At 67.6% G+C, this 12,013-nt stretch carries 11 protein-coding genes and 1 pseudogene; all 12 read right to left on the reverse strand.

The window, feature by feature from the left end; translation table 11 throughout:
• Positions 1 to 13: 13 nt before the first annotated feature.
• The gene (locus Q8N10_RS05410; RefSeq protein WP_304777171.1) at positions 14 to 1,231 is read right to left on the reverse strand and encodes an RIP metalloprotease; all 1,218 of its coding nucleotides are present in this window, start codon (positions 1,229 to 1,231) and stop codon (positions 14 to 16) included.
• Positions 1,232 to 1,245: 14 nt separating this feature from the next.
• The gene (gene dxr / locus Q8N10_RS05415) at positions 1,246 to 2,445 is read right to left on the reverse strand and encodes a 1-deoxy-D-xylulose-5-phosphate reductoisomerase (RefSeq protein WP_304777172.1); all 1,200 of its coding nucleotides are present in this window, start codon (positions 2,443 to 2,445) and stop codon (positions 1,246 to 1,248) included.
• A complete protein-coding gene (locus tag Q8N10_RS05420) occupies positions 2,433 to 3,275 on the reverse strand; it encodes a phosphatidate cytidylyltransferase (RefSeq protein ID WP_304777173.1) in 843 nt (280 codons plus the stop codon). Before Q8N10_RS05420 ends, dxr begins: the two co-directional genes overlap by 13 nt.
• A complete protein-coding gene (locus Q8N10_RS05425) occupies positions 3,256 to 4,008 on the reverse strand; it encodes an isoprenyl transferase (RefSeq protein WP_304777174.1) in 753 nt (250 codons plus the stop codon). The genes Q8N10_RS05420 and Q8N10_RS05425 overlap by 20 nt, the downstream gene beginning before the upstream one ends.
• A gap of 38 nt (positions 4,009 to 4,046) precedes the next feature.
• On the reverse strand, positions 4,047 to 4,613 hold the full coding sequence (frr, locus tag Q8N10_RS05430) for a ribosome recycling factor (protein WP_304713588.1): 567 nt from the start codon (positions 4,611 to 4,613) through the stop codon (positions 4,047 to 4,049).
• A gap of 37 nt (positions 4,614 to 4,650) precedes the next feature.
• Complete coding sequence (gene pyrH / locus Q8N10_RS05435) at positions 4,651 to 5,370, reverse strand: UMP kinase (RefSeq protein WP_293493187.1); 720 nt, start codon at positions 5,368 to 5,370, stop codon at positions 4,651 to 4,653.
• Positions 5,371 to 5,469: 99 nt separating this feature from the next.
• Complete coding sequence (gene tsf, locus Q8N10_RS05440; protein WP_304713587.1) at positions 5,470 to 6,408, reverse strand: translation elongation factor Ts; 939 nt, start codon at positions 6,406 to 6,408, stop codon at positions 5,470 to 5,472.
• Between the two features lie 95 nt (positions 6,409 to 6,503).
• Positions 6,504 to 7,439, reverse strand: coding sequence for a 30S ribosomal protein S2 (gene rpsB, locus Q8N10_RS05445; protein ID WP_304777175.1), 936 nt, complete (start codon positions 7,437 to 7,439; stop codon positions 6,504 to 6,506).
• A gap of 188 nt (positions 7,440 to 7,627) precedes the next feature.
• Positions 7,628 to 7,999 (reverse strand): VOC family protein, encoded by a 372-nt coding sequence (locus Q8N10_RS05450; protein WP_304777176.1) that lies wholly within the window; start codon positions 7,997 to 7,999, stop codon positions 7,628 to 7,630.
• A gap of 3 nt (positions 8,000 to 8,002) precedes the next feature.
• Entirely contained in the window at positions 8,003 to 11,443 is a 3,441-nt protein-coding gene (gene dnaE / locus Q8N10_RS05455) for a DNA polymerase III subunit alpha (protein WP_305663873.1), read from the reverse strand.
• A 28-nt stretch (positions 11,444 to 11,471) separates the two neighbouring features.
• Positions 11,472 to 11,564, reverse strand: coding sequence for a cell division inhibitor SidA (gene sidA, locus Q8N10_RS21010; protein WP_215340377.1), 93 nt, complete (start codon positions 11,562 to 11,564; stop codon positions 11,472 to 11,474).
• A gap of 325 nt (positions 11,565 to 11,889) precedes the next feature.
• Positions 11,890 to 12,013 (reverse strand): annotated as a pseudogene (locus Q8N10_RS05460) (IS630 family transposase); the annotation flags it as partial.

The following is a 12,013-nucleotide window of genomic DNA, read 5'->3' on the forward strand; positions in this document are numbered from 1 at the left end:
GAAATGGGGGGGGTCAGGAAAGCAGACCGCCGAGGATTTTGAACACACGCAGTTGCTGCAGATCGTTCCAGGTCGCGAACAACATCAATCCCAGCAACAGCGCAAGGCCCACACGATAACCCGCGGCCTGAACCTTGGCCGCCAGAGGCCTGCGGGCCACAGCTTCGTAGGCGTAGAACAGCAGGTGGCCACCGTCCAGCACAGGCACCGGCAGCAGATTCATGAAGCCGATGCCCACCGACAGCACGGCGGCGAGACCCAGCAGGGCGACGCCGGCGCCGAGAACCTGTGATCCGAGGTCGGGCGCTCCCAGGGCCCCGGTCTGCGCGACCTGGCCCGAGACCCGGGCGATGCCCAGGGGCCCGCTCAGCTGGTCGGCGGAGACCTGACCCGTGACCATGCGGCCAAGGTAGTAGACCGTGGTGCTGAGCACGCGCCACGTCCGTTCGATACCCTTGCCGACGGCTTCGATGGGATTGTAGCGGACATGCACATAGTCCTCGCGCGCCTGAGCGGGCACGATCCCCAGGGTGCCCTGGAGACGTTCGCCGCCGAGACCGTCGGAGCGCATCTGCAGCTTGGAGGTGGCGGTCAGCGACACCTCATCGGTTCCGCGGCGCACCACGAACACCGTGGGCAGGTTCACCCGAAGCTGGGCCACCTCGGCCAGGTCCATGAAGCTCTTGACCGGACGGCCGTTCGCCTCGGCGATGAGGTCGCCGGCGCGGAATCCCGCCTGGGCGGCGGGACTGCCGGCGGCCACGGAGGCCACCTTGGCCGGCAGGAGGTGTTCTCCGAGGGCGAAGACCAGGGTGGCGAACAGGATGACGGCGAGGACAAAGTTGGCCATCGGGCCCGCGGCGGCGATCACCGCCCGCTGCCAGATCGGCTTGAAGTGGAAATAGCGGGAGAGCGCCCCCTCCCCTTCGCGGGCCACGATGGACTGGCGCAGGGTCTCCAGGTCGTCCTGGTCGGGCACGCTGGCGGCGTTGTCGTCGCCGGCAAAGGCGACATAGCCGCCGACCGGCGCCCAGCCGATCCGCCACTGCACCCCCGACTTGTCGGTCCAGGACGCGATGGCCTTGCCAAACCCGATGGAGAACCGGTCGATGGCGACGCCGAAACTCTTCGCCGCCCAGAAGTGCCCCAGCTCATGGATGGTGACCACAAGGGTCAGCACCAAGATGAAGGGCACGATGTAAATCAGAGCCGTCTGAAGAAATGAAAGCATGGCGAGGCTACTCCCTACGACGCCGGACTGAGCCCGGCGACGACATCGCACGCAACGCGACGCGCCATCGCATCTGTCGCCTTCGCACTCTCAAGAACATCGCTGTTGGGTTCCCCCGCGAGGCCTTTGGCCTCAACACATTCGAGTGTGTCGGCTACGATTGCGGCAATATCGAGAAAGCCTATGCGGCGGTCAAGGAAAGCGGCCACCGCGACCTCATTGGCCGCATTCATCACCGCCGGGGCCGCGCCGCCGGCCGCGAGCGCGTCCTTGGCGATCTGCAGGGCGGGGAATCGTTCGTAGTCGGGCGCCTCGAAGGTGAGCTGTCCGACCTGGGCGAGATCCAGCTTGGGCGCGGGCCAGGGCAGACGGTCGGGCCAGGCCAGGGCGCAGGCGATCGGAGTGCGCATGTCGGGCGTTCCCAGCTGAGCCAGGGTCGAGCCGTCCACATATTCCACCATCGAATGGATGATGGACTGCGGATGGACGATGACGTCGACACGCTCGGCCGGCATGGCGAACAGATAGGCCGCCTCCACCATCTCCAGGCCCTTGTTCATCATGGTGGCCGAGTCGATGGAGATCTTGACCCCCATGTCCCACATCGGGTGGGCCACGGCCTGTTCGACACTGGCCAGCCGCATCTGTTCCCGCGTCCAGCCCCGGAATGGTCCGCCCGACGCGGTCAGGACCAGCCGCGAGACATGCTGGGCGACCATCGGGTCGAAGACCTGGAAGATCGCCGAGTGCTCGGAATCCACCGGGATCACCACCCCGCCCGCCAGCTTGGCGATGCGCAGCAGTTGCGGCCCGGAACAGACCAGGCTCTCCTTGTTGGCCAGGGCCACGATGGCGCCGGACCGCGCCGCCGCCAGGGTGGGCCCGAGACCCGCGAAGCCCACGATGGCCGACATCACCCACTGGGCGTCCATGGCCGCGGCCTCGACCACGGCGCTGGGTCCGGCGGCGGTGGCGACGCCCGTGCCGGCCAGGCGATCACGCAGTTCGGCAAGCTTGGTCTCGTCCTCGATCACCGCCAGCTTCGGCCGCCACCGGCGGGCCTGTTCGGCGAGGCGTTCGACATTGCGGCCCGCGGTCAGGGCGATCATCTCGACCTCGGCCCCCGACTTCTCGATGAGGTCGAGGGTGGAGACGCCCACCGAGCCGGTGCAGCCCAGGACGCTGAGGCGGCGCGGAAGGCTCAATGCCCCCATCCCAGGTGGTTCACCAGGCGCGCGGCGGCGATGATCACGACCGCGAACAGCAGGCCATCGACCCGGTCCAGCAGGCCGCCATGGCCGGGAATGAGGTTGCCGGAGTCCTTCACCCCGAAGCGGCGCTTCAGAGCCGATTCCCAGAGATCGCCGGCCATGGTGGCCAGCCCGCCCAGCAGCCCCACCAGGGCGCCGGCGGCCATGTTGAGTTCGAAGGCCGGGATGATGGTCATGAGCGCGCCCACGGCCATGGCGAACACCAGCCCCCCCACGAAGCCCGACCAGGTCTTGTTGGGCGAGAACCGCGGCCAGAGCTTGGGGCCCTTCAGGGCGCTGCCAACGGCGAAGGCGGCGATGTCGGCGGTCCAGGTTATGGCGAACAGCATCAGGGTCCACCACTGCCCCTGGGGCATGGCGCGCAGCCAGATCAGGCAGATGCAGGCGATGCCGATATAGAAGACCCCGAAGGCGGCGTCCGACGGTCGCTCTGCGACGCCACGCGCCACGAGGGCCGAGGCGACCCCGCCCAGAAGCAACCCGCCCCAGGCCAGCCACATGTGGTCGCGGTGGGCCAGGAACACCCCGGCGAGGATCGCCACGGTGACGGCGGTGGAGACCCGGATCGGCGCATAGGGCGCGCTCATCCCGCCCCATTCGATGGACAGCAGGGCGACGGCCACGGCGACCAGAACCAGGAACGGCCAGCCGCCCGCCGCCAGGCCGGTGTCGAACCAGACTGCGGCCAGGGCGGTGGGCACGAGAACGGCGGCCGAGGCCACCCGCACGCCCAGATTGGTCCAGTTGAAACGCTTAGCCGGCGGCAAGGACATCGTCCGCGACGGCGCCATACCTGCGCTCGCGCCGGTGGAACTCATCGATCGCCGCCTGCAGATGATCTGGCGTGAAGTCTGGCCAGAGAACGTCGGGGAAGACGAACTCGGAATAGGCCGACTCCCACAGCAGGAAGTTGGAGAGGCGTTGTTCGCCGCTGGTGCGCACCACCAGGTCGGGAGGCGGCAGGCCGCCGGTGGAGAGCCTGGCCTCGAAGACTGTGTCGGTGATCGCCGCGGCGTCGATCTTGCCGGCCAGGGCGTCGGCCACCAGGGCGCGAGCGGCGTCGACGATGTCGGCCCGGCCGCCATAGTTGAAGGCCACCTGCAGGAAGAACTTGTCGTTATGAGCGGTGCGGGTCTCGGCGCGCTCGACAATCTCGGCGATGTCGGGGGGAAGACCCTCTCGGCGGCCGAGAATGCGGACCTTCACGCCCTCACGGGTGAGCTTCTCCAGGTCGCTGTTCACATAGTGCTTCAGCAGCCGCATAACCTCGGCGACCTCGCCGGCGGGGCGGCGCCAGTTCTCGGTGGAGAAGGCGTAGAGGGTGAGCCAGCGGACACCCTGGTCGGGAGCGGCCTCCACCACCTTGCGAATGGCCTCCACGCCCTTGGGATGACCCAGCTTGCGCGGCAGGCCCCGGCGCTTCGCCCAGCGGCCATTGCCGTCCATGACGATCGCCACGTGCAGCGGCGTGTCCTTGGGGGGCGGCTCTGTGGGAGCGGAGGCCATCAGGTTTTCCGTTTCGTCCTTTAGGGCAGTGTGGACGACTAAACCTGCATGATCTCTTGCTCTTTGGTTTTCAAGGCTTCGTCCACGCGCTTGATGGCCTCGTCGGTCATCTTCTGGACCTCGGTCTCCATGCGCTTCAGGTCGTCCTGGTTGATGGCCCCGTTCTTCTCGGCCTTCTTCAGGTCGTCGTTGGCGTCGCGACGCACGTTGCGGACGGCGATCTTCTGCTGCTCGGCATACTTGCCGGCGATCTTGGCCAGGTCCTTGCGGCGCTCCTCGGTGAGCGGCGGGATCGGGATGCGCAGGTTCGTGCCTTCGTTGACGGGATTGAAGCCGAGGCCCGACGAGCGGATCGCCTTCTCCACCGACACCACCATGCCCTTGTCCCAGACGCTGACGGTGATGGAGCGGGGCTCCGGCACGCTGACGGCGGCCACCTGGTTCAGCGGCACGGTCGAGCCATAGGCCTCCACCATCACCTGATCGAGCAGGCCTGCCGAAGCCCGGCCCGTGCGCAGGCTGGCGAACTCGTCCTTCAAGGCGGCGATCGCCTTGTCCATCCGGTCCCGGTAGCTCGAAAGCACCGGCTTTTCTGCGTCGGCCATGGGTGCGTCTCCCTTAAGTCAAAGGTTGTCGGCGTGGTCAGGCGATGGTGGTGAAGACGCCTTCGCCCTGCAGCACCTTCATGAAGTTGCCCCGCTCGCGGATGGAGAACACCACGATCGGCACGTTGTTGTCGCGCATCAGGGCGATGGCCGAGGCGTCCATGACCCGCAGGTCCTGGGCCAGCACGTCCTGGTAGCTGAGGGTCTCGTAGCGGCGCGCGCTGGGATCCTTCTTGGGATCGGCGGTGTAGACGCCATCGACGCTGGTGCCCTTGAAGAGGGCGTCGCAGCCCATCTCGGCGGTGCGCAGGGCCGCAGGGGTGTCGGTGGTGAAGAACGGAGCGCCGAGGCCGGCGGCGAAGATCACCACCCTGCCCTTCTCGATATGGCGCTGGGCCCGCCTGCGGATATAGGGCTCGCAGACCGCGTCCATGGGGATGGCCGATTGAACCCGCGTGTCCACGCCAGCCTTTTCCAGGGCGCCCTGCAGGGCCAGCGCGTTCATCACCGTGGCCAGCATGCCCATATAGTCGGCGCTGGCCCGGTCCATGCCCTTGCCGGCCAGGGAGACGCCGCGGAAGATGTTGCCGCCGCCCACCACCAGGCAGAGCTCCACCCCGGCGTCGACCACTTCCTTGATGTCCTGAGCCACCGCATCGATGGTCGCGGTGTCGATACCGAACAGGGCGTCGCCCATCAGGACCTCGCCCGACATCTTCAAGAGGATCTTCTTGTAGCGCGGCTTGGCGTCGGACATGGGGCGCTCTCGAGAATCTAGGCGGTACTACATAAACCAAGGGCGCCGTGCGCGTCGAACGCACGGCGCCCCAGGGCCGTCTTTTTGTCAGCCTGGAAGTTAGGCTTGGCCGGTCATCGAGGCGACTTCGGCGGCGAAGTCGTCCACCTTCTTCTCGACGCCTTCACCCAGGGCGAAGCGCACGAAGCCCTTCACGGTCACCGGCGAGCCGGTTTCCTTGGCGGTGTCGGCGATCAGTTGCTCGATGGTCAGGTCCGGGTTCATGACGAAGGGTTGCTTCAGCAGCACCACTTCTTCCTGCCACTTGCGGATGCGGCCTTCGATCATCTTCTCGACAACGCCGATGGGCTTGCCCGATTCCAGCGCCTGGTCGGTGAGGAACTTCTTCTCCTTCTCGACGGCGGCGGGGTCCAGGTCGGCCTCGGTCAGCGCCAGCGGCGGGGTCGGGGTGCCGGCCACGTGCAGGGCGATCCTGCGGCCCACATCCTTCAGGACCGCCTGGTCGCCGGCGCCTTCCAGGGCGACAAGCACGCCGAGGCGGCCGACGCCATCGCCCTGCGCATTGTGCAGGTAGAGGGCCACGGCGCCCTGAGCGACGCTCAGGCGGGCCGAGCGGCGCAGGCGCATGTTCTCGCCGATGGTCGCGATCAGGTTGGTGATCACGTCGCTGACGACCTCGCCCTTGGCGGTCTTCGCCGCGGCGATGGCCTCGACGTCACCGTCGATGTCCAGGGCCACGAGGGCGCAGTCGCGGGCCGCGTCCTGGAACTTGTCGTTCTTGGACACGAAGTCGGTCTCGGCGTTCAGTTCGATGAGCACGCCGGTCTTGCCGTCGTCGCTCAGCTTGCCGGCCACCAGGCCTTCAGCGGCGGCGCGGTCGGACTTCTTGGCGGCCTTGGACAGGCCCTTGGTGCGCAGCCAGTCGATGGAGGCTTCGACGTCGCCGCCGTTTTCCTGCAAGGCCTTCTTGCAGTCCATCATGCCCGCGCCGGATTTCTCGCGCAGGTCCTTGACCAGCGCAGCGGTGATTTCCGCCATGGTGAGCTCCTTCAGATCAAATGGGTTGGCGGGACCCCATCTAGGGCCCCGCCGTGTCGTGTTCGTGTCGGCTCGCCGGAGGGCGTGCCTCCGACTTAGTCTTGGGTCGCGGTCGGTTCAGCCGCCGGGGCTTCCGCCGCGGTGGTCTCCGGTTCGGCCGCAGCCGGGGCCGGTTCAGCAGCGACCGGGGCCGGCGCCGGTTCCGCAGCGACCGGGGCCGGAGCGGCGGCGGCGGGCGCGGCCATCTCGGCTTCGGTCACGACCGGTTCCGGGGTCAGCTCACGGGCCAGGGTGGGCTCGATCGGGGCCACGGAGGCGCCCAGGTCCACACCGGCGGCCGATTGGCCGGCGGCCAGACCGTCGAGGACCGAGTCGGCCATCAGGTCGCAATAGAGCTGGATGGCGCGCGCGGCGTCATCATTGCCCGGGATCGGATAGGTGATGCCGTCCGGATTGCAGTTGGTGTCCAGGATGGCGATGACCGGGATGTTGAGCTTGCGGGCTTCCTGGATCGCGATCGCTTCCTTGTTGGTGTCGATCACGAACATGATGTCGGGAATGCCGCCCATGTCCTTGATGCCGCCCAGGGACAGCTCAAGCTTGTCGCGCTCGCGCGTCAGCTTCAGCAGCTCCTTCTTGGCGCGGCCTTCCGAGCCGCCTTCCAGCAGGCCTTCCAGCTCGCGCAGACGCGAGATCGAGCCCGAGACGGTGCGCCAGTTGGTGAGCGTGCCGCCCAACCAACGGTGGTTCACATAGTACTGGGCGCTGCGCTTGGCGGCGGTGGCGACCGGATCGGAGGCCTGACGCTTGGTGCCGACGAACAGCACGCGGCCACCCGAGGCAGCGACCTCACGCACCTTCACCAGGGCCTGGTGCAGGAGCGGGATCGACTGCGAAAGGTCGATGATGTGGATGTTGGAGCGGCTACCAAAGATGTAGCGGTCCATCTTCGGATTCCAGCGGTGGGTCTGGTGGCCGAAGTGGGCGCCAGCTTCCAGGAGCTGACGCATAGAGAAGTCGGGAAGCGCCATGTCGTATGGTCCTCTTTTTCCGGTTAGCCTCCGCAGACAAACCCTCCCGAAGGAGGACCGGAATGGAAACCGGCGGGATGTCTCCCCGCCAACCGCCAAACGCCTGCGTGTGGAATGGGCGCGGATATAGGGCCAAGCGCCAGAAAATACAATAGCCAGGGGCGGTTGGCGGCGCGAGCCGCCGGCCTCTACTGGTGGACAGCCTCCAGGCGGTAGCCATCCCGGTCGGAGACGAAGGCCGCGTAGTAGGACGCGCCGTAGGCAGGACGCAGGCCGGGCGCGCCCCGATCCTCCCCACCCAGAGCCAGGGCGGCGGCATGGAAGGCGTCGACCGCGGCCTGGCTCGGGGCGTCGAAGGCCAGGTGGAAGCCGGGGCCGGGCGCCAGGACCGGGCCTTCCTGCGGAAACAGGGCGAGCTTGTCGCCGCCACCGGGCGGGCCGTAACCCGCGCCCTTGGCGTGGGACCAGACCCGGACGCATCCCAGCGGGGCCAGCACGGCGTCGTAGAAGGTCGCCGCTCGCTCCAGATCGGCGACGCCGAAGGAAATGTGGCCCAGCATCGCCTAGAGATCCTCGACGAAGACCACCCCGGGCGCCGTCTTCAGGGCGCCGCGCACCGCATTGTCCAGGGTGAAGCGGCCGGGCAGCTTGACCTCCACCTCGCGGCCGCCCTCCACCGGCGCCACCAGGATGACCTCGCCGCCGCGACTGTTCGCCGAGCCCTCGAGGCGCTTCTTCAGGGCGTCGATCTCGGCGCTGCGGGGGGCGATATGGACGCGCAGGCCGGCCACGGCGTTCTCGATGGCCCGGTCGATGGGCTCGCAGCCGTCGCCGAAGAACCGTACCTCCCCGTCCCTGGCCTTGGCGCGGATCCGCAGGCCGACGCACTTGCCGGGCTCCAGCAACTCCCGGGCGTTGCGCAGGGATTCCGGCGGGAACAGCACCTCGAACTCGCCGGTGGGGTCGGAGAAGGTGACGAAGGCGAACTTCTCGCCGCTGGAGGCCGAGGCCCGCTCCTGCTTGCGGCGGACAACCCCGGCCATGCGGAAGGCCTCGGAGCCGGCGATCGCCTTGGGCAGGACATCGGCCAGCAGGTCCACCCGCTTGCGGCGCAGGGCGGGCACCATGTCGTCCATGGGGTGGCCGGAGAGATAGAAGCCGACGGCGGCCAGTTCCTCATCCAGGCGCTGGGTCGAGGACCAGGTGTCGATCTTGGGCAGGCGCGGCCGCTGGGCCTCCACCTGGTCGCCGCCGAACAGCGAGCCCTGCGACGAGGCCCGCTCGGCGGCCACCGACTGGCCGTATCCCACCAGCACATCGGCGGCGCCGACGATCTGGGCGCGGTTGGCGTGGAGCGAATCGAAGGCGCCGGCCCGGGCGAGGGTTTCGAAGGCGCGCTTGTTGACCTGCTTGGGGTCGACGCGCTCGACGAAGTCGAACAGGTCCTTGAACGGCCCGCCCTCGGCGCGGACGGCCACCACATGCTCCATGGCCTGCAGGCCCACATTGCGGATGCCGCCCAGGGCGTAGAGCACCTCGCCGCCCTCCACATCGAAGTCGGCGGCGGACAGGTTGACGTCCGGAGCTCGGATCTTGACCCCGAACTTCTTGGCGTCCTGGTAGAAGACCGCCAGCTTGTCGGTGGTGGAGATGTCGAGGCTCATGGAGGCCGCGAAGAACTCCGCCGGCGCATTGGCCTTCAACCAGCCGGTTTGGTACGAAATCAGGGCGTAGGCGGCCGCGTGGCTCTTGTTGAAGCCGTAGCCCGCGAACTTGTCCACCAGGTCGAAGATGCCCCCCGACTGTTCGGCCGAAACGCCCTTTTCGGCCGCGCCGGAAATGAACCGCGCCCGCTGCTGGTCCATCTCCTCCTTCTTCTTCTTGCCCATGGCCCGGCGAAGCAGGTCGGCTTCCCCCAGCGAATAGCCCGCCAGGATCTGGGCGATCTGCATCACCTGCTCCTGGTAGACGATGACGCCGTAGGTCTCCTTCAGCACCACCTCCAGAGAAGGGTGAAGGTAATCAACGGGTTTGCGGCCGAACTTGCAGTCAATGAACAGCGGGATGTTGTCCATGGGCCCAGGCCGGTACAGGGCGCCGACGGCGGTGACGTCCTCAATGGAGCCGGGGCGAAGCTGGCGCAGGGTGTCACGCATCCCCTGGCCTTCCAGCTGGAACACGCCGACCGTCTGGGCCGCGCTCATCAGCTCGTAGGTCTTGGCGTCGTCCAGGGGCAGCTCGGCCATGTCGACGCGGGCGCCGCGCTTGTCGAGGTGCTTCAGGGCCCGGTCGATGACGGTGAGCGTCTTCAGGCCCAGGAAGTCGAACTTCACCAGGCCCGCGCTCTCCACCCACTTCATGTTGAACTGGGTCGCGGGCAGGTCCGAGCGGGGATCGCGGTAGAGCGGCGTCAGTTCGGTGAGCGGCCTGTCGCCGATCACCACGCCGGCGGCGTGGGTTGAGGCGTTGCGGTAGAGGCCCTCGAGCTGGAGCGCGGTCTCCAGCAGCTGGGCCACGGCCTCGTCGTCGTCCTTGGCCTGGCGCAGGCGTGGTTCGATCTCGATGGCGCGGGCCAGCGTCACCGGATTGGCGGGGTTCGCCGGGACCATCTTGGCCAGGCGGTCCACCTGGCCGAGCGGGAGTTGCAGCACGCGGCCAACGTCCCGCAACACCGCGCGGGCCTGCAGGGTGCCGAAGGTGATGATCTGGGCCACGCGGTCGCGGCCATAGCGCTGCTGCACGTAGGAGATCACCTCTTCCCGCCGCTCCTGGCAGAAGTCGATGTCGAAGTCGGGCATGGACACCCGCTCGGGGTTCAGGAACCGCTCGAACAGCAGGCCGTAGCGCAGGGGATCGAGGCCGGTGATCAGCAGCGACCAGGCCACCAGGGAGCCGGCGCCGGAGCCCCGCCCCGGCCCCACGGGAATGTCGTGGGCCACGGCCCACTTCATGAAGTCCGACACGAGCAGGAAGTAGCCGGGGACGCCCATGGCCTGGATAACGCCGATCTCGCGCTCCAGCCGGTCCCAGTAGTCCTGCTCGGTCCCCGAGAGCGTGTGGCCCTGCAGGCGCTTGCGCAGGCCCTCGCGCGCCTGTTCGGCCAGCTCCTCGGCCTCGGTGCGGCCGGCGACGGTGGGGAAGCGCGGCAGGATCGGGTCGCGCTTCTTGACCATGAAGGCGCAGCGCCGGGCGATATCGAGGGTGTTGTCGCAGGCCTCGGGCAGGTCGGCGAACAGCTTGCGCATGTCGGCGGCCGGCTTGAACCAATGCTCGGGGGTGACCCGGCGGCGGTCCTCCTGGCTGATATAGGCGCCGTCGGCGATGCACAGCAGGGCCTCGTGGGCCGTGTAGAGCTCGGCCGGGCCGAAATAGACGTCGTTGGTGGCCACCAGGGGAATGTCGAACGCGTAGGCGTAGGCCACCAGTTCCGGCTCGGCGGCGGCCTGGGCGGCCATGCCGTGGCGCTGCAGCTCGACATAAAAGTGGTCGCCGAACACCCGGTGCATTTCGGCCAGCGCCGCCTTGCCCTCGGCGGTCTTGCCCGCGGCCATCAGGGGATCGACCGGGCCGTCGACACCGCCCGACAGCAGCAGCAGGCCCTCGGCCCGTTCCGCCACCGCGCTCCAGGGAACCTGCGGCTCCTCGGTGGGCTCGATGTCCAAATAGGCCATGGAGGACAGTTCGGAGAGGTGCTGGTAGCCCTGCTCGCTCTGGGCCAGCAGGACGATGGTGGGGATCTTGGCCCAGCGCTCGGGCGGTCCCTCGCCGATGCCGCGCACCGGCAGGGCGACGCCGACGATGGGCTGGACGCCGGTCTCCTTGGTGGCGACGGAGAACTCGAGCGCCCCGAACAGGTTGGCCCGATCGGTCAGCGCCACGGCGGGCATATGGGCCTTTGCCGCCAGCTTGCCGACCGCGTCGGCCTTGATGGCGCCTTCCAGCAGGGAATAGGCCGAGCGGACCCTTAAGTGGACGAAACCGTCTTGTCCGCCCTCGCCGCTCACGCCGTCCTCCGCTTTCAGAAATTCAGCCTCAGGCGGCCAGTTGCGCGACCTGACACATCATCCAGACAAACCCCGCGACCGACACAAAGGCCAGCGATTCCCGCGCCAAACGAACAACCATAACGTCACCCCTGTGAATGTTCTTCGTATGTTCCTATTCTCCTTTTGTTCTCATGGCAAGGGGGCTATGTTGGCATCATCGTCACGCCAGCAACGAACGGGAGCATCACAGTGGCTCACATGATTGGGGCGGTCTTCGGCGCCTTAGTGGCAATGTTCCTGGTCAGCCGTGCGACCTTGTGGTTGTTCAAACGGCTTGGAGACAGACCGGCCCGCATCCTGACGGCGCATGCCGTCGCCTGTGGCGCAGCCGTGATCCTTGGCGGCTTCGGGTTCGCCAATGGCGGACCGCCCGCTTTTGGCTATGCAGCTAGAGCATTTTTCGATCAGTCTGCATCGTATCCAGCGGCGGCGAAGTAGTTCGCGCATTCCCTTGGTGTGAAGGCGTCGATGATTTGAGCGATGGCTGACCAGAGCTGCTCGAGGGTTCTGGCGGCGGCCTTTCGGAGC

It is taken from the genome of Phenylobacterium sp. (assembly GCF_030693625.1).
In the GTDB taxonomy this organism is placed as follows: Bacteria; Pseudomonadota; Alphaproteobacteria; order Caulobacterales; family Caulobacteraceae; genus Phenylobacterium; species Phenylobacterium ferrooxidans.

Bases quoted from the DNA above. Each gene is read 5' to 3' on its own strand.
- Q8N10_RS05410 (WP_304777171.1), bottom strand. From the start codon at position 1,231: ATGCTTTCATTTCTTCAGACGGCTCTGATTTACATCGTGCCCTTCATC.
- dxr (WP_304777172.1), bottom strand. From the start codon at position 2,445: ATGGGGGCATTGAGCCTTCCGCGCCGCCTCAGCGTCCTGGGCTGCACC.
- Q8N10_RS05420 (WP_304777173.1), bottom strand. From the start codon at position 3,275: ATGTCCTTGCCGCCGGCTAAGCGTTTCAACTGGACCAATCTGGGCGTG.
- Q8N10_RS05425 (WP_304777174.1), bottom strand. From the start codon at position 4,008: ATGGCCTCCGCTCCCACAGAGCCGCCCCCCAAGGACACGCCGCTGCAC.
- frr (WP_304713588.1), bottom strand. From the start codon at position 4,613: ATGGCCGACGCAGAAAAGCCGGTGCTTTCGAGCTACCGGGACCGGATG.
- pyrH (WP_293493187.1), bottom strand. From the start codon at position 5,370: ATGTCCGACGCCAAGCCGCGCTACAAGAAGATCCTCTTGAAGATGTCG.
- tsf (WP_304713587.1), bottom strand. From the start codon at position 6,408: ATGGCGGAAATCACCGCTGCGCTGGTCAAGGACCTGCGCGAGAAATCC.
- rpsB (WP_304777175.1), bottom strand. From the start codon at position 7,439: ATGGCGCTTCCCGACTTCTCTATGCGTCAGCTCCTGGAAGCTGGCGCC.
- Q8N10_RS05450 (WP_304777176.1), bottom strand. From the start codon at position 7,999: ATGCTGGGCCACATTTCCTTCGGCGTCGCCGATCTGGAGCGAGCGGCG.
- sidA (WP_215340377.1), bottom strand. From the start codon at position 11,564: ATGGTTGTTCGTTTGGCGCGGGAATCGCTGGCCTTTGTGTCGGTCGCG.